At 72.1% G+C, this 15,948-nt stretch carries 16 protein-coding genes; 7 read left to right on the forward strand and 9 right to left on the reverse strand.

The window, feature by feature from the left end; translation table 11 throughout:
• The first annotated feature begins 43 nt into the window (after positions 1–43).
• Genes rfbB through GA0074696_RS18745 form a run of 6 tightly spaced genes read left to right on the forward strand, consistent with a single transcriptional unit; the run spans position 44 to position 5,338 of the window.
• A complete protein-coding gene (gene rfbB, locus GA0074696_RS18720; protein WP_088962292.1) occupies positions 44–1,045 on the forward strand; it encodes a dTDP-glucose 4,6-dehydratase in 1,002 nt (333 codons plus the stop codon).
• Positions 1,042–1,929 (forward strand): dTDP-4-dehydrorhamnose reductase, encoded by an 888-nt coding sequence (rfbD, locus tag GA0074696_RS18725; protein ID WP_088962293.1) that lies wholly within the window; start codon positions 1,042–1,044, stop codon positions 1,927–1,929. Before rfbB ends, rfbD begins: the two co-directional genes overlap by 4 nt.
• Positions 1,926–2,312: a DUF2304 domain-containing protein gene (locus tag GA0074696_RS18730; RefSeq protein WP_088962294.1), complete on the forward strand. Its 387-nt coding sequence runs from the start codon at positions 1,926–1,928 to the stop codon at positions 2,310–2,312. Before rfbD ends, GA0074696_RS18730 begins: the two co-directional genes overlap by 4 nt.
• Positions 2,305–3,006 carry a glycosyltransferase family 2 protein gene (locus tag GA0074696_RS18735; RefSeq protein ID WP_088962295.1) on the forward strand — a complete coding sequence of 234 codons (702 nt, stop codon included), beginning with the start codon at positions 2,305–2,307 and terminating at the stop codon, positions 3,004–3,006. The genes GA0074696_RS18730 and GA0074696_RS18735 overlap by 8 nt, the downstream gene beginning before the upstream one ends.
• Positions 3,003–4,313: a polysaccharide biosynthesis protein gene (locus tag GA0074696_RS18740; RefSeq protein WP_231925071.1), complete on the forward strand. Its 1,311-nt coding sequence runs from the start codon at positions 3,003–3,005 to the stop codon at positions 4,311–4,313. Before GA0074696_RS18735 ends, GA0074696_RS18740 begins: the two co-directional genes overlap by 4 nt.
• Positions 4,310–5,338, forward strand: a complete 1,029-nt coding sequence (locus tag GA0074696_RS18745; protein WP_088962296.1) for a glycosyltransferase family 2 protein — start codon at positions 4,310–4,312, stop codon at positions 5,336–5,338. Before GA0074696_RS18740 ends, GA0074696_RS18745 begins: the two co-directional genes overlap by 4 nt.
• A gap of 307 nt (positions 5,339–5,645) precedes the next feature.
• Here GA0074696_RS18745 and prcA read toward each other — a convergent pair whose 3' ends face one another.
• The 7 genes from prcA to arc all read right to left on the reverse strand — a co-directional run bounded on the left by prcA (position 5,646) and on the right by arc (position 13,758).
• The gene (gene prcA / locus GA0074696_RS18750) at positions 5,646–6,479 is read right to left on the reverse strand and encodes a proteasome subunit alpha (protein ID WP_088962297.1); all 834 of its coding nucleotides are present in this window, start codon (positions 6,477–6,479) and stop codon (positions 5,646–5,648) included.
• A gap of 62 nt (positions 6,480–6,541) precedes the next feature.
• The gene (gene prcB, locus GA0074696_RS18755; RefSeq protein ID WP_172894331.1) at positions 6,542–7,381 is read right to left on the reverse strand and encodes a proteasome subunit beta; all 840 of its coding nucleotides are present in this window, start codon (positions 7,379–7,381) and stop codon (positions 6,542–6,544) included.
• On the reverse strand, positions 7,300–7,854 hold the full coding sequence (locus GA0074696_RS18760; RefSeq protein ID WP_088962299.1) for an endonuclease VII domain-containing protein: 555 nt from the start codon (positions 7,852–7,854) through the stop codon (positions 7,300–7,302). The genes prcB and GA0074696_RS18760 overlap by 82 nt, the downstream gene beginning before the upstream one ends.
• Positions 7,855–7,859: 5 nt before the next feature.
• Positions 7,860–8,075 (reverse strand): ubiquitin-like protein Pup, encoded by a 216-nt coding sequence (locus GA0074696_RS18765; RefSeq protein ID WP_074477166.1) that lies wholly within the window; start codon positions 8,073–8,075, stop codon positions 7,860–7,862.
• A gap of 106 nt (positions 8,076–8,181) precedes the next feature.
• On the reverse strand, positions 8,182–9,699 hold the full coding sequence (dop, locus tag GA0074696_RS18770; protein WP_088962300.1) for a depupylase/deamidase Dop: 1,518 nt from the start codon (positions 9,697–9,699) through the stop codon (positions 8,182–8,184).
• 58 nt (positions 9,700–9,757) lie between these two features.
• Positions 9,758–11,827, reverse strand: coding sequence for a hypothetical protein (locus tag GA0074696_RS18775; RefSeq protein ID WP_197700751.1), 2,070 nt, complete (start codon positions 11,825–11,827; stop codon positions 9,758–9,760).
• Positions 11,828–11,976: 149 nt separating this feature from the next.
• Complete coding sequence (gene arc / locus GA0074696_RS18780; protein WP_088962301.1) at positions 11,977–13,758, reverse strand: proteasome ATPase; 1,782 nt, start codon at positions 13,756–13,758, stop codon at positions 11,977–11,979.
• A gap of 177 nt (positions 13,759–13,935) precedes the next feature.
• Here arc and GA0074696_RS18785 point away from each other — a divergent pair, with 177 nt between their 5' ends.
• Positions 13,936–14,232, forward strand: a complete 297-nt coding sequence (locus GA0074696_RS18785; RefSeq protein ID WP_088962302.1) for a ferredoxin — start codon at positions 13,936–13,938, stop codon at positions 14,230–14,232.
• A 78-nt stretch (positions 14,233–14,310) separates the two neighbouring features.
• Here GA0074696_RS18785 and GA0074696_RS18790 read toward each other — a convergent pair whose 3' ends face one another.
• Together GA0074696_RS18790 and GA0074696_RS18795 are read right to left on the reverse strand one after the other, a co-directional pair.
• Positions 14,311–14,886, reverse strand: coding sequence for a hypothetical protein (locus GA0074696_RS18790; protein WP_088962303.1), 576 nt, complete (start codon positions 14,884–14,886; stop codon positions 14,311–14,313).
• Positions 14,887–14,967: 81 nt separating this feature from the next.
• Positions 14,968–15,921, reverse strand: a complete 954-nt coding sequence (locus tag GA0074696_RS18795) for a tRNA (adenine-N1)-methyltransferase (RefSeq protein ID WP_088964672.1) — start codon at positions 15,919–15,921, stop codon at positions 14,968–14,970.
• Positions 15,922–15,948: the final 27 nt, after the last annotated feature.

A 15,948-nucleotide genomic window follows, 5' to 3' on the forward strand; every position in this document is an offset into this window, starting at 1 on the left:
CGTCCCCCGGGGTCCGCGAGGATTCGCGTACACTTCCGGACCCGTGAGGATTCTCGTCACCGGCGGAGCCGGATTCATCGGGTCGGAGTACGTACGGATGCTGCTGGGCGTGCCCGGCGGCGACGCTGCCGGGGTGCCCGCCGTGGAGCCCACCGCGGTGACGGTGCTGGACAAGTTGACCTACTCCGGCAACCTGAACAACCTCGCGCCGGTGCGCGAGAACGCCCGGCTGCGCTTCGTGCAGGGCGACATCTGCGACCCGGCCCTGGTCGACCAGGTCGTCGCCGATCACGACGTGATCGTGCACTTCGCCGCCGAATCGCACGTCGACCGCTCGATCGCCGGCGCCGCGCCGTTCGTCACCACCAACATGCTGGGCACCCAGACGCTGCTGGACGCCGCGCTGCGGCACGGCACCGGCCGCTTCGTGCACGTCTCCACGGACGAGGTTTACGGCTCCATCGACGAGGGCTCCTGGACGGAGACCTGGCCGCTGGCCCCGAACTCCCCGTACTCGGCCTCCAAGGCCGGCTCGGACCTGCTCGCGCTGGCCTACCACCGCACCCACGGCATGGACGTGGTGGTCACCCGCTGCTCCAACAACTACGGGCCGTACCAGTTCCCGGAGAAGGTCATCCCGCTGTTCGTGACCAACCTGCTCGACGGCGGCACCGTCCCGCTCTACGGCGACGGCGGCAACGTCCGCGACTGGCTGCACGTGCACGACCACTGCCGGGGCATCGCCCTGGTGCAGCAGAAGGGCCGCGCCGGCGAGGTCTACAACATCGGCGGCGGCACCGAGCTGAGCAACAAGGAGCTCACCGGCCGGCTGCTCGAGGCGTGCGGCGCCGACTGGGACCGGGTGGTCCCGGTCGCCGACCGCAAGGGCCACGACCGCCGCTACTCGCTGGACATCAGCAAGATCAGCGCCGAGCTGGGGTACGCCCCGAGCATCGACCTGGACCGCGGCCTGGCCGAGACGGTGCAGTGGTACCGGGACAACCGCGCCTGGTGGGAGCCGCTGAAGGCGGCCAAGAGCGCATGAGCCGGGTGCTCGTCACCGGCGCGGGCGGGATGCTCGGCCGGGACCTGCTGGCCGTGCTGTCGACCCGGCCGGACCTGAAGGTGACCGCCGCCACCCGCGCCGAGCTGGACATCACCGACGCCGAGGCCGTCCACGCCGCCGTCGCCGGCCACGACGTGGTGTTCAACACCGCCGCGTGGACCGACGTCGACGGCGCGGAGCAGAACGAGGCGGCCGCCACCGCCGTCAACGGCGACGCGGTCGCGCACCTCGCGCGGGCCTGCGCCGCCACCGGCGCGCGGCTGCTGCACGTCTCCACCGACTACGTCTTCCCCGGCGACGCCACCCAGCCGTACGCCGAGGACGCGCCCACCGACCCGGTCAACGCGTACGGCCGCAGCAAGCTGGCCGGGGAGCGGGCCGTTGCCCGATTCCTCCCGGAAACCGGCTACGTCGTGCGTACCGCGTGGCTCTACGGGGCGCACGGGCCGAACTTCGTGGCCACCATGCTCCGCCTCGCCGAGCAGCGCGAGCAGCTCGACGTGGTCGACGACCAGCAGGGCCAGCCCACCTGGTCGTACGCGCTGGCCACCCAGTTGGTGGCGCTGGCCGACGCGGCGCTGGCCGGCCGCGCTCCGGCCGGGATCTACCACGGCACCTGCTCCGGCCGGACCACCTGGTGCGGCCTGGCCCGCGCCACCTTCACCCTCGCCGGGCTCGACCCGGAGCGGGTCAGACCCACCACCAGCGACCGGTTTCCGCGTCCGGCCGCCCGACCGGCGTACAGTGTGCTAGGGCACGACCGCTGGGCGGCCGCAGGTCTTCCGCCGCTGCCGGACTGGCGTGACACGCTGTCCGACGCCTTCGACTCCCCCACTCCACCCGCCCCGTGGAAGGTCGCATGAAGCTCACCCTGGTCACCGGTCTGACCGGCCTGCTCCTGCTGGTCACCATCGTCGAGCTGCTGCGCCGTCGGCAGCTCCGCGAGAAGTACGGCATGCTCTGGCTGGCCGTACTTCTGATCATCATTCCGCTGTCGCTGTTCCCCCGCCTGCTCGACAACGTGGCCGGCTTCTTCGGGGTGGTCTCCGGCGTCAGCCTCGTGCTCTTCCTCGGCATCGTCTTCCTGCTGCTGGTGTGCGTGCACCTCAGCTGGGAGGTCAGCGCCCTGGAGGAGGAGACCCGCACCCTGGCCGAAGACTTCGCCCTGCTCCGCGCCGAGGTCGACGCCGACCGCGCGGCCCGCACCGAATCAGCCCGAGACGAACTGGTGTCCCACGATGGTTAACGGCAAGCGCGTTCTGATCATCATCCCCGCGCTCAACGAGTCCGGCTCGATCGCCGACGTCGTCGGCGAGGTCCGCGGCGAGCTGCCCGGCGTCGACGTGCTGGTGGTCGACGACGGCTCCACCGACCGCACCGCCGCGGTGGCCGCCGCCGCCGGCGCGCGGGTCGCCAAGCTGCCGTACAACCTCGGCGTCGGCGGGGCCATGCGGCTCGGCTACCGGTACGCCCGAGACAACGACTACGACGTCGCCATCCAGATCGACGCCGACGGCCAGCACGACCCGCGCTACGTGCCTAAGCTCGTCGACCTGCTCGACGACACCGACCTGGTGATCGGCGCCCGGTTCGCCGGCGAGGGCGACTACACCGTCCGCGGCCCCCGCCGCTGGGCCATGGTCATGCTCTCCGCCGTGCTCTCCAAGGTCGCCAAGACCAAGCTCACCGACACCACCTCCGGCTTCCGCGCCGCCAACCGGCGGGTCATCGAGATGTTCGCCGGCTGGTACCCGGCCGAGTACCTCGGCGACACCGTCGAGACGCTGGTGCACACCGCCCGTCGCGGCTACAAGATCCGGCAGGTGCCGGTCGCCATGCGCAAGCGGATGGCGGGCACGCCCAGCCACTCCCCCGCCAAGGCGATGATCTACCTCGGTCGCGCGTTCGCGGTACTCACGCTGGCGCTCATCCGCCGGTGATCCGGCGGCTGCTCCACCTCGTCCCGCCCGGCACCCTCGCCGTGGGTGCCGGGCTGGCCCTGCTCGGGCTGGCCTCCTACGTCCACCTCGCGGTGGCCGGGCACAGCCTCACCGAGGCCGACTACTCCTCCCTGTCGGTGCTCTGGTCGATCGTCTTCACCCTCGGCATCGGCGTGTTCATGCCCGTCGAGCAGGAGGTCGCCCGGGTCGTCGCCGCCCGCCGCAGCCAGGGACTGCCGCCCGGTCCCGTACTGGCCCGGGGCGCCGTCCTCGCCGCCGGGGTGCTCGCCGCGATGATCGTGGTGATCCTCGCCGCGCACGGGCCGCTCACCGACCGGCTCTTCGCCGGCGACGCCGCCATGGTCACCGTGCTGATCGGCGCGCTCGTCGCCATGGCCGTCGCCTACACCACCCGCGGCGTCCTCTCCGGCCTGCAACTCTTCCCCTGGTACGGCACCCAGCTCGGCGTCGACGGCGGACTGCGGATCGCCATGGTCGCCGTGCTCGGGCTCACCGGCGTCACCTCACCCCTGTGGTACGGGCTGGTGCTGGTGATCGCCCCGCTGGCCGGCGTACTGCTCACCCTGCCGCCGGTGCTGCGTGCCGCCGGCGGCGGCGTACCGGTCGCCTGGGGCGCGCTGCTGCGCGGCCTCGGCCTGCTCACCGTCTCCAGCCTGCTCTCCCAGGTCGTGGTGAACATCGGCGTGATCAACGTACGGCTGCTCGACCCGTCGGACGTCGCCACCGCCGGAGCGCTGCTCTCCGCGCTGGTGCTGGTACGCATCCCACTGTTCGTCTTCGCCTCCCTGCAGGCGTCGCTGCTGCCCGGCCTGGCCACCTCCGCCACCACCGGCGACCTGCGCGGCTTCCACAGCCTGCTGCGCCGGGCGCTCGGCATCGTCACCGCGCTCGGCGTCCTCGGCGCGCTCGGCGCGATCGCCCTCGGCCCCTGGCTGGTGGGCACCCTGTTCGACGCCGCCGACGTGCTCGGCCACGGGGACTTCGCCTGGCTGGCCGTGGCCACCCTGGCCTACCTGTGGGCGATGGTCCTCGGCCAGGCGCTGCTCGCCCTCGACCGGCACCGCGCCCAGGCCCTCGCCTGGACCGTCGGCGTGGCCGCCCTGGTCGCCGTGACCCTCACCCCGGCGTCGGTGGCGCTCCGCGTCGAGCTGGCCTACACCGTCGGCTCCGTCGTGGTGGCCGCCGCCATGGCGCTGCTGCTGCGCCGCCAGTCCCGCCCCACCCCCACCCCGACCCGGTCCCTCGACGACGCCGTGGCGACCGGAGTATCCGGAGGCATCCGATGACCCGCCCGCAGGTGACCGCGGTGATGCTGGCCTACGGCGCCGAGCCGTACCTGGTCGACGCCGCCCGGGCCGTGCTGGACAGCACCGACGTCGACATCGACCTGATCGTGGTCGACAACGGCTGCACCGGCGACGGCATCGACGTCGTCAAGGGCTTCCCCGGCGTCCGGGTGATCCGCCCCGAGGAGAACACCGGCTACTCCGGCGGCTGCCGGGTCGGCGCCGCCGAGGCCACCGGCGAGTGGCTGGCCTTCGTCAACAGCGACGCCGTCGTCGCCCCCGACGCCCTGGCCAAGGTCGTCGCCGTGGCCGGCGAGCCGGGCGTGGGCGCCGCCATGGCCTCCATCCGCCTCGCCGACAACCCTGAGCTGATCAACACCTCCGGCAACCCGCTGCACTTCACCGGGCTGTCCTGGGCCGGCGGCAACGGCGAGCCGGCCAGCGCGCACGCCGTCCGCACCACCGTGCCGTCGCTCAGCGGCTGCTGCTTCGTCATCAACCGGGAGCTGTGGCGGGAGCTGGACGGCTTCGCCGCCGAGTACTTCGCCTACCACGAGGACACCGAGCTCAGCCTGCGCCTCTGGCAGCGCGGGCTCCGGCTGGAGTACGTCCCGGACGCCGTCGTGCGGCACCACTACGAGTTCTCCCGCAACGCCCTCAAGCTCTACCTGGTCGAGCGCAACCGGCTGGTCACGCTGCTCACCGCGTACGAGACCCGGACGCTGGTGGTGCTCGCCCCGGTCCTGCTGCTCACCGAGGCGGCCATGCTGGCCGCCGCGCTCGCCGGCGGCTGGGTCAACCAGAAGTTCCGCGGCTGGGGCTGGCTCTGGACCAACCGGGCCTGGCTGAAGTCGCGCCGCCGGCAGCTCCAGAACGAGCGGATCGTGCCCGACGGGGTCATCGCCGAGCTGATGACCGCCCGGGTCGCCCCGTCGAACGTCGACTCGCCCCCCGGCATGGGCGTCTTCAACGCCATCGCCGCCGGCTACTGGGCCCTGGCCAAGCCGCTGCTGCGCAAGCGCTGACCGTTTCGAAGGTGCACGGCCGTCCGGCAGCCGGCCGGCCGTCGCCGCATCCGTTCCTCGGACACCTCCGGAGACGCCTGGAGGCGCGTCCCGCCGCCGTCGGCCGACACCGGCCTCCACGGCCACCTCGGGCGTCTCGTGGCGCTGCACTTTCACGGAAAGAGTGGCTATTCCGCGTGGAATAGCCACTCTTTTCGGGAAAGCGCCTGGATCCTGGGCCGGGCGTGGGAGCGGCCCGGGGGCTCGCGCGGACCCGGACAGGCCGCGGGGGCCGGGGAAAGCCCCGACCCCCGCGAACCAGGTACCGCTACGCCTCCGGCGTCTGCTCCGGCTGACCCTCCAGGTCCGCCGAGGCGGCCGACGTGCTCGGCTTGTGCGCCTCCTCCGTCGGCACGGTCGGCGTCTTCGCCCGGCCGCCGGCCGGCGCGGCGTCACCCGCCGCGTCCCCGTCGAGCAGCGCGGTCAACGCCGCCCCGGTGACCCGCCGGAAGGTACGCCCCACCCGGCGCCGGTCCAGGACCGCCACCTCCAGCTGGTTGGCGGCGATCGTCCGGGCGGCCCCACCCTCACCGCCGACGCTGCTCAGCGCCTGCACGGCCACCCGCACCGCCTCGCTCAACGACATCTCCGGCCGGTGCTGCGCCTTCAACACCCCGGTGATCGCCTCGGCCTGACCGCCCATGGCCATCCGGCCCGGCTCATCGTTGACCGAACCGTCGTAGGTGATCCGGTACAGCTCGTCGTCCTCGGCGGTGGCACCCACCTGCGCCACGCAGATCTCCACCTCGAACGGCTTGGACTGCTCGGTGAAGATCGAGCCCAGCGTCTGCGCGAACGCGTTCGCCAGCGCCCGGCCGGTGACGTCGCGCCGGTCGTAGCTCAGGCCGTTCAGGTCGGCCATCCGCACGCCGGCCCGGCGCAGGTTCTCGAACTCGTTGTAACGGCCGACCGCGGCGAAGCCGATCCGGTCGTAGATCTCGCTGACCTTGTGCAGGGCGCTGGAGAGGTTCTCCGCGACGAAGAGCACCCCGCCCTCATAGCTCAGGACCACCGCGCTGCGACCCCGGGCGACGCCCTTACGGGCCAGCTCGGAGCGGTCGCGCATGATCTGCTCGGGCGAGGCGTAGAACTGCATGGCCACGGCGGCGGTTCTCCTTCGGGCGCTGTGCTGACGACTGCTGACTGTGAGGTGGGAAGCGGGCCTCAGCCGCCCGGGTTCTCCATCCGCGCGGCCACGACCGCCTCGGCGATCGCCGCCGTCTCGGCGTCGGTGAGCCGGTGGGTGCCATCGGCCGTCGCCGTCATCACCACCGGGTAGATCCGCCGGGTCAGGTCCGGGCCGCCGGTGGCGGTGTCGTCGTCCGCGGCGTCGTAGAGCGCCTCGACGGCCAGCCGGACCGCGTCGTTCACGGAGATCCCGGCGCGGAAGCGCTTCTTCAGGGCGGACTTGGCGAAGAGCGAGCCCGAGCCGATCGCGTCGTAGCCGGTCTCCCCGTAGGGACCGCCGGTGACGTCGAAGCTGAAGATCCGCCCGGCCGTCGCCGGGTCCTTCGCGGCCAGGTCGAAGCCGGCGAAGAGCGGCACGACCGCGAGCCCCTGCATGGCCGCGCCGAGGTTGCCGCGGATCATCGAGGCGAGCCGGTTGGCCTTGCCGTCGAGCGAGAGCATCGCGCCCTCGATCTTCTCGTAGTGCTCCAGCTCCACCTGGAACAGTCGCATCAGCTCGATGCCGATGCCGGCCGTGCCCGCGATGCCCACCAGCGAGTACGCGTCGGCCGGGTGCACCTTTTCGATGTCGCGCTGGGCGATCAGGTTGCCCATGGTGGCCCGCCGGTCGCCGGCCATCACCACGCCACCGGCGGCCGAGATGGCCACGATGGTCGTCGCGTGCGGCGCCAGGTCGGCGGCCATGCCCGGCGGCAGCGGCCGTCGGCCGGGCAGCATCTCGGGGGCCACCCTGCTCAGGAACGAGGTGAAGGAGGACGTCCCCGCGTTGGTGAACACATCTGGTAGACGCCCGGATGGATCAAAGCCCGCTGCCACGTGGTTCCTCTCAGGTACGTGATCGCCCTGGCCAGCCTCGTGGGACTGTCACGGAACTGGCCAAGACCACCGTTGCAGTTGAAGCAGAGTATCCCGCGCACCCATCCGGTGCGATGATCGTGGTCCAGGTGTTGCGGGTCGGCGCCGCCACAGATCGCGCAGACACCGCCCTGTTCGGCCAGGAGCTCGTCGAACTCCTTCTGCCCCACGCCGTAGCGGCGGCGCAGGTGGTACTCGCGACTACCGCCGTGGAGCCGTTGCCGGGTCTCCTTGAGACCCTCGGCGACCGGCACCGGAGACCTCTTCTGCGGGGCGATGCCGCGCCTACGGCGGCTCTCCTCCGACCGGGCGGTCGCGCAGGCCTTGCAGTAGAAGGCCAGCGCGTCCACCCGTCGGCGGTCGCGGTGGAACTCAGTGAGGGGAAGTGCCGGCTTGCACTGCGGGCGCACCTTGCCCGAGCGCAAATCGAACATATGCCTCACTGACCCCCTTTCTGCACATAACCCCTAACGAACTCTTCTGCGTTCTCCTCCAGGACGGAGTCGATCTCGTCGAGCAGGTCGTCGACGTCCTCGGTGATCTCGGCGTGCCGCTCGGCGACCTCCGGGTTCGCCTCGGTGGTGACGTCCTCGATCTCCTCGCCCTGACGGGCCTTGCCCGACTGCGACTGCCCGCCGCTGTCACGAGTGGCCATGGCTGCCTCCTCCACGATCGTCTGCGATGAACTTACCTCGCCTGAGCGACGAAAAGCCCGCCGCGCGCCGGCTCGCGGCACCCGACGGGCGTACGTCGGCGGCCGGTCAGCCGCCGGTGAGCGTCTCCAGCAGGTCCTTGGCGCTCGCGCACCGGTCGAAGAGCGCGCCGACGTGCGCGCGGGTGCCCCGTTCCGGCTCCATCATCGGCACCCGGACCAGCGACTCCCGGCCGACGTCGAAGATCACCGAGTCCCAGCTGGCGGCGACCACCTCGGAGGCGTACTGGGCCAGGCAGCGGCCCCGGAAGTAGGCGCGGGTGTCCTCCGGCGGCTGGACCATGGCGGTGCGGGTCTGCTCGTCGTCGAGCAGCGTCTTCATCGACCCGCGGGACACCAGCCGGTGGTAGAGGCCCTTCTCCGGGCGCACGTCGGAGTACTGCAGGTCGACCAGCTGGAGCTTGTGCGAGCCCCAGCCGAGCTTCTCCCGCTCCCGGTAGCCCTCCAGCAGCCGCAGCTTGGCCACCCAGTCCAGCTCGTCGGCGCAGAGGAACGCGTCGCGGCCGAGCCGGTCCAGCACGCTCTCCCACCGGTCCAGCACGTCCGTGGTCTGCTCGTCGACGTCGTCGCCGTACCGGTCGTCGACAAAGGACCGGACCCGCTCCAGGTAGGCCCACTGGACGTCGAGGGCGGTCAGCCGGCGGCCGTCGCGCATCCGCATCAGGTGCTTCAGCGACGGGTCGTGACTGACCGCGCGCAGTTCGCTGACCGGGTCGGCGATGCCCAGGTCGGCGCCGAGCGCCTTCTCCTCGATCATGGTGAGGATCAGCGCGGTGGTGCCGAGCTTGAGGTAGGTGGAGATCTCCGAGAGGTTGGCGTCGCCGATGATGACGTGCAGCCGCCGGTACTTGTCGGCGTCGGCGTGCGGCTCGTCCCGGGTGTTGATGATGGGCCGCTTGAGGGTGGTCTCCAGGCCGACCTCGACCTCGAAGAAGTCGGCCCGCTGGGAGATCTGGAAACCGCTCTGGCCGCCGTCCTGGCCGATGCCGACCCGGCCGGCGCCGCAGACGATCTGCCGGGTGACGAAGAACGGCGTCAGGTACGCCACGATGTCGGCGAACGGGGTCTGCCGGCGCATGAGGTAGTTCTCGTGCGCGCCGTAGCTGGCGCCCTTGTTGTCGGTGTTGTTCTTGTAGAGGTGGATCGGGTGGGTGCCGGGGATGGTGGCGGCGCGGCGGGCGGCCTCGGCCATCACCCGCTCCCCCGCCTTGTCCCAGCGCACCAGGTCCAGCGGGTTGGTCACCTCTGGGGTGGAGTACTCGGGGTGGGCGTGGTCGACGTAGAGCCGCGCGCCGTTGGTGAGTATCACGTTGGCCAGGCCGAGGTCCTCGTCGGCGAGCGCCTCGGCGGGGTCGTACGCGGCTCCGGAGTAGGTGAAGCCGCGGGCGTCGCGCAGTGGCGACTCCTCCTCGTAGTCCCACCGGGCCCGGCCGCCGCGGTTGAGCTCGGGGCGCGCTCCGTAGGCGTTGACCACCTGGGAGGAGGTGACCATCGGGTTGGCTCCGGCCTGGCCGGGCACGGAGATTCCGTACTCGACCTCGGTGCCCATGATCCGTCTAACGCTCATCGACCTACCCGCTTCGCTCGCCCGACCCGGTCCCCCGTCACGTCGAGCGTAGTCCGCCTCAGGGCGTAGGGGGGCACGCCGGCACAGGCGGCTCGGGTGTCGCGGGCGGGGCGCCGGGCACGGGGGGCGGCTCGGAGGGGAGCACGTCGCACTCGGGAACAGTGAGGGGCACGAAGCTGATCCGGTGGCGCAGCGACGGGTCCTTCCTGATCAGCCGCTGGACCCGGCGTTCGGCGCGGGGGTCGGCGGTGATGAAGCGGATCGGCCCGGAGACCCGCCGGACGATCTGGTCGGTGCGTTCGGGTTCGAGGAAGTCCAGGTTGTATACGCCGGGTTCGGTGCGCGCGGTGGTGCCGTGCAGCGCGTCGACGCAGAGGGTCTCGACGTAGCCCCGGTAGGGGCCGCGGTCGAGGACGATGGTGGTGGTGTCGGGCAGGTCGGGGTACCGCTGCGCGGCGGCGGCGCAGACCCACGCCTCTTTGGACGGCAGGTGCAGGTCCTGGTGCACCCACCGCTGCGTCCAGGTCCGCTCGTTGGCGATGAGCAGGCTCGGGTGCCATCCGGTGACGCCGCAGAGCGTCACGGCGACGGCCATGACGACGACTCCGGTGAGGACGCCGGCGACGGTGGTCGCGATGCCGCGCGGCGACCGGCCGGGCCGGGGTACGGGCAGCAGCCGGATCACGGCGGCGGCGCCGACGACGAGCAGCGCCGTGGCCAGGTGGGTGGACTTGATGAAGTAGTAGCCGGGCTCGACGCCGGAGGTGGTGTTGTACTGCGCGATGCCCAGCGGCAGGGCGACGCCGATGGCGGCGACGAGCAGCCAGCGCCGCCAGGTGGGGTCGGCGCGGCGGACCTGGACGAGCAGGGCCACCCCGATGATGCCGCCGAGCCAGATGAGTGCGCGCCAGGCTTCGGTGCGGGCCTCGATGCCGCCGTTGACGGCCAGCGCCTCGGTCTGCTTGGCGCGCAGCACGCCGAGCAGCGGGGCGACCAGGGCGAGGGGGGCGGTGAGGAGGCCGACGGCGAGCACGGTGGGCCAGCGGCGCAGCGCCTCCCGCCGGTGGCCGAGCACCCAGCAGAGCACCAGCGCGGCGGCGGGCGGGAGGAACAGGTAGTAGGTGAAGCCGATGGCGACGAGCAGCGCGGCGAGCAGGACGACCTGTTCGCGGGTGTTGGCGAGCGGCCGGCCGACCAGCGCGGCGAGCAGCACGGTGAGGGCCAGCCCGAGGATCTCGGTCGGGTAGCCGGAGACGAGCAGGCGGGGCAGTTGGGTGCCGAGGATCAGGGCGCCGACGACGACGGTGAGCACGATGCGGTGCAGCGGGTGGACGGGTCCGGCGATGCGGTGCGCGGCCCAGAGCAGCACCAGCACGAGGAGTCCGAAGCTGGCCATGAGCCAGCCGGCGTAGTGGTCGACGGCGGCCGCGCCGCGGGGCGCGGCGCCGACGGGGGTGAGGAAGCCGTCGAGCATGGCGGTGACCAGGTGCCAGCCCTGCGGGTAGTAGAGCAGTTGGGAGAGGATCTGGTCCTTGGCGGCGGCGGGGTCGACGAAGGCGTAGCCGCCGAGGCGGCCGACGACGTCGAAGAGGGCCAGGTGTCGCCAGTTGTCCTCGCCGCGGGCGAGGATGCTCAGCTGGTCGGCGAGGTCGGTGGCGCGCTGCCAGGGCGCGGAGAGGTACGTGAGCATCGCGGCGGTGCCGGCGACGGGGAACAGGTCGACCCGGCCGGGGCGCGGCAGGCGGGGGCGTCGGCGCAGCGCGGCGGCGGCGAGGACGACCACGGTGAGGGCGACGCCGGTCAGCGGCACGGGCCGCATGCCCCAGGGCCAGACGGCGAAGAGCAGTCCGCCGGCGGTGGCCGCGCCGAGCAGCAGGGCGAGCGCGAGCACCAGCCGGTCGAGCAGGGTACGGCCGCCGCGCAGCACGCTGGCGGTGGCGAGCAGCACGAGCGGCGGCAGCAGCCAGCCGCCGTGCAGGGCGTGCGTGGCGGCGGGTACGCCCCAGGCCGCCATGAGCGCCGCGAGCACGACCGGACCCCGTCGCCAGGGGCGCCGGGTCGGGGCGGGCGGGTGCGCGTCCTCGACCGCCGTGGTGGGCGGCTCGAGGACGGTGAGCTCGGACGACACGAAGCTCCTCGGACGGTCGACGGCGGTGTGCGAAGTCTACCGACGAGTCCGGCATTTGACCCCCTGGGGACGCAGCGCCCAGGTGAACGTGTCGTGACATGCGAGGAAGCCCCGCGGCGCGGGCGCCGCGGGGCTTCGTCGTCGTCCGGTCAGAGGTACTGGCCGGTGTTGCTGGCGGTCTCGATGGACCGGCCGGCCTCGGCGCCCTTGCCGCCGGAGACGAGCGTGCGGATGTAGACGATCCGCTCGCCCTTCTTGCCGGAGATCCGGGCCCAGTCGTCCGGGTTGGTGGTGTTGGGCAGGTCCTCGTTCTCGCGGAACTCGTCGACGCAGGCGTCGAGCAGGTGCTGCAGGCGCAGACCCTTGCGCCCGGAGGTGAGGAACTCCTTGATCGCCATCTTCTTGCCGCGGTCGACGATGTTCTGGATCATGGCGCCGGAGTTGAAGTCCTTGAAGTAGAGGACTTCCTTGTCGCCGTTGGCGTAGGTCACCTCGAGGAAGCGGTTCTCCTCGGTCTCGGAGTACATCCGGAGCACGACCGCGTCGATCATCGCCGCCACGGTGGCCTGCGGGTCACCGCCGTGCTCGGCGAGGTCGTCCGGGTGCAGGGGCAGCCCGGAGAGGATGTACTTGGAGAAGATGTCCTTGGCCGCCTCGGCGTCCGGACGCTCAATCTTGATCTTCACGTCGAGCCGGCCGGGGCGCAGGATGGCCGGGTCGATCATGTCCTCCCGGTTGGAGGCGCCGATCACGATGACGTTCTCCAGCCCCTCCACACCGTCGATCTCGCTGAGCAGCTGCGGGACGATCGTGTTCTCGACGTCGGAGGAGACGCCGGAGCCGCGGGTGCGGAAGACGGAGTCCATCTCGTCGAAGAAGACGATGACGGGGGTGCCCTCGCCGGCCTTCTCCCGGGCCCGCTGGAAGATCAGCCGGATGTGCCGCTCGGTCTCGCCGACGTACTTGTTGAGCAGCTCGGGGCCCTTGATGTTGAGGAAGAAGCTGGTGTGCTTCTCCTCACCCCGGCGCTCGGCGATCTTCTTGGCCAGCGAGTTGGCCACCGCCTTGGCGATCAGCGTCTTGCCGCAGCCGGGCGGCCCGTAGAGCAGGATGCCCTTCGGCGGCCGGAGCTGGTGCTCGCGGAACAGCTCGGCGTGCAGGAAGGGCAGCTCCACCGCGTCGCGGATCTGCTCGATCTGCGACTGGAGGCCACCGATGTCGCCGTAGTCGACGTCGGGCACCTCCTCCAGGACGAGCTCCTCGACCTCGCTCTTCGGGATCCGCTCGTACGCGTACGCCGAGCGGGGTTCGATCATGAGCGAGTCGCCGGCCCGGATCGGCGAGCCGATCAGGGTCTCCGCGAGGTGCACGATGCGCTCCTCGTCGGAGTGCGAGACCACCAGCGCGCGGTCGCCGGTGCTGCCGTCCGGACCCGCGAGGATCTCCTTGAGCATCACCACCTCGCCGACCCGCTCGTAGCCGAAGGCGTCGACGATGTTGAGCGCGTCGTTGAGCAGCACCTCCTGGCCACGCCGCAGCTCGGCGGCGTCCAGCGAGGGCGAGACGGCGACCCGGAGCTTGCGTCCGCCGGTGAAGATGTCCACCGTGCCGTCGTCGTGCCGCGCGAGGAAGACGCCGTAGCCACTCGGTGGCTGCGCCAGCCGGTCGATCTCCTCCTTGAGCGTCACGATCTGCGCGCGAGCCTCCTTGAGGGTGCTCACGAGCCGGTCGTTGTTCTCGGTCAGCCGCGCCAACTGTGCCTGGGTGGCCGCCAGCCGCTCTTCGAGCTGCCGGACGTGTCGGGGGCTTTCGGTCAACTTGCGCCGCACCAGAGCGAGTTCCTCTTGCAGGAACGCGACCTGCGTGGAGAGATCGTGGGCTTCCTTTTCCCACCGTGCGGCGCGCGAGTCCGCGTCGTCGCTGCGTGCCACGTCCCACCTCCCCGGGGGGCTTGAACGTTCTGCCCTAACACTAGCCGCTATGAGCGCGATTCGGTCCTACGCAACACCCTCGTCACCGAACCTTGATCGCCAAGGGTCGCCTCCGGGTCGGGTACGGGCGTTCGGGTACCGTCGGGGCGTGGGACGGGAGAACATGGGGGGTGCATCGTGGCGGAGGTCGTGACGGACCAGCTTCAGGTCTGGGTGGACCAGGATCTCTGCACGGGCGACGGGCTCTGCGTGCAGTACGCGCCGGAGGTCTTCGAGTTCGACGTCGACGGCCTGGCGTACGTCAAGGGCCCCGACGGTGAGCTGCGGCTGGCCGCGGGCAGCCGGGTGGACGTGCCGGAGCACCTGCGCCTGGAGGTGATCGACTCGGCGAAGGAGTGCCCGGGCGAGTGCATCCACGTCGTGCGCGGCAGCGACGGCGTCGAGGTGGCCGGCCCGGAGGCCGAGGAGGACTGACCCGCCCGAGCGGGCACAGACGTCGCGGGGCCGCGGACGACGATGTCGTCCGCGGCCCCGCGTGCGTCGGTCGGGCCCTCAGAGCACCGGGCGGCCCACCACGGAGGCGACCAGCCGGGCGAACTCCTCCAGCCGGGCGATCTGGCCGGCGCCGCCGTCGTCGAGCGTCTTGCCGAAGCGCAGCGCGTCGTGCCGGGGCGCCCCCACCATCTCGTCGCCGGGCGGCGCCTCGTCCAGCGAGGTCAGCAGCAGGTAGACGTCGATGCTGTCGACCCGGACCTCGCCGCTGTCGGCGCGGGTCAGCCGCCGCCGGCAGCCGACCTCGGTGACGGTGGAGACCGGCACCACCCGCAGCGACGAGGTCATCGACCCGGGCGGCCCCTCCCCCGGCGGCACGTCCTCGCCGTGCCAGAGCACCAGGCGGCTGCCGTCGCAGACGACGACCTCCTGCCACACCCCGTTGACCTCGTTGACGAAGCGTTCCAGGGTGAAGCCGAGCACGGACGCGCCGCGCAGCACCCCACCGAGCGCCTCCAGGGCGATGTCCGGGTCCCGAAGGTAGGCCCGCGCCGCCGATTCGAGGTCCTGGTAGGGCGACCAGTCCGGGAACACCGCCGGCAGATCCCCACCACCGCCGAAGCCCGGCCGACTCATGCCCTCTCCCCCAGGTCGCGCCGCCGACCCGCACCGGCCGGCGGAATCCGCCCGCTCACTCCCAGCCGCCCCGCCCCGCCGTCACGACGCGTCCGCCTCGCCCGTCGCGGCGGCTTCCACCCCGGCGGCCTGGGCGGCCGCCGCCTGCCGGGCCGCCGCCGCCTCGCGCAGCGCCTGCTTGCGCTCGGCGTACGCCTCGGCGCCCTTGCTGGGCTTGCGACGCCGCGGCGGGGCGGTGACGCCCGGGGCGAGCTTACGCGCGGAGACCAGGAACGCGGTGTGCGCGATCATCCGGTGGTCCGGGCGGACCGCCAGCCCCTCGGCGTGCCAGTCGCGTACCAGCGACTCCCAGGCCCGCGGCTCGGTCCAGCCGCCGCGCTCGCGCAGCGCCTCCACCAGCTCGGACAGCTGCGGGGTGGTGGCGACGTAGCCGATGAACACCCCGCCGGGCAGCAGCGCCCGCTCGACCATGTCGAGGGTCTCCCACGGGGTGAGCATGTCCAGGATGATCCGGTCGAAACCGGTCTCCGGGCAGTCGGCGACGTCGCCGACGTGCAGCCGCCACGCCGGGTGCGGGGCGCCGAAGAAGGACTCGACGTTGCGCCGGGCGATCTGGGCGAAGTCGTCGCGCATCTCGTACGAGTGCAGCTCGCCGCCGGTGCCGACGGCGCGCAGCAGCGAGCAGCTGAGCGCCCCGGAGCCCGCGCCCGCCTCCAGCACCTTCGCGCCGGGGAAGATGTCGCCCATCGCGACGATCTGCGCCGAGTCCTTCGGGTAGATCACCTGCGCGCCACGCGGCATCGACAGCACGTAGTCCGACAGCAGCGGGCGCAGCGCGAGGAACGCGGTGCCGCCGCCGGAGGTGGTCACCACGCTGCCGTCGGGCTGCCCGATCAGCGCGTCGTGCTCCAGGATGCCGCGGTGGGTGTGGAACGCCTTGCCGGGCTCCAGGACGACCGTGTGCATCCGCCCCTTCGGGTCGGTCAGCTGCACCCCGTCGCCGGGGCGGAACGGCCCCCGGTGCACCGGGGGCAGGTCCGGGACGGCGACGGGCGCCGGGGT

Source organism: Micromonospora purpureochromogenes, assembly GCF_900091515.1.
Lineage (GTDB): Bacteria > Actinomycetota > Actinomycetes > Mycobacteriales > Micromonosporaceae > Micromonospora > Micromonospora purpureochromogenes.

Bases quoted from the DNA above. Each gene is read 5' to 3' on its own strand.
- rfbD (WP_088962293.1), top strand. From the start codon at position 1,042: ATGAGCCGGGTGCTCGTCACCGGCGCGGGCGGGATGCTCGGCCGGGAC.
- GA0074696_RS18730 (WP_088962294.1), top strand. From the start codon at position 1,926: ATGAAGCTCACCCTGGTCACCGGTCTGACCGGCCTGCTCCTGCTGGTC.
- GA0074696_RS18735 (WP_088962295.1), top strand. From the start codon at position 2,305: ATGGTTAACGGCAAGCGCGTTCTGATCATCATCCCCGCGCTCAACGAG.
- GA0074696_RS18745 (WP_088962296.1), top strand. From the start codon at position 4,310: ATGACCCGCCCGCAGGTGACCGCGGTGATGCTGGCCTACGGCGCCGAG.
- GA0074696_RS18760 (WP_088962299.1), bottom strand. From the start codon at position 7,854: ATGTTCGATTTGCGCTCGGGCAAGGTGCGCCCGCAGTGCAAGCCGGCA.
- GA0074696_RS18765 (WP_074477166.1), bottom strand. From the start codon at position 8,075: ATGGCCACTCGTGACAGCGGCGGGCAGTCGCAGTCGGGCAAGGCCCGT.
- dop (WP_088962300.1), bottom strand. From the start codon at position 9,699: ATGAGCGTTAGACGGATCATGGGCACCGAGGTCGAGTACGGAATCTCC.
- GA0074696_RS18790 (WP_088962303.1), bottom strand. From the start codon at position 14,886: ATGAGTCGGCCGGGCTTCGGCGGTGGTGGGGATCTGCCGGCGGTGTTC.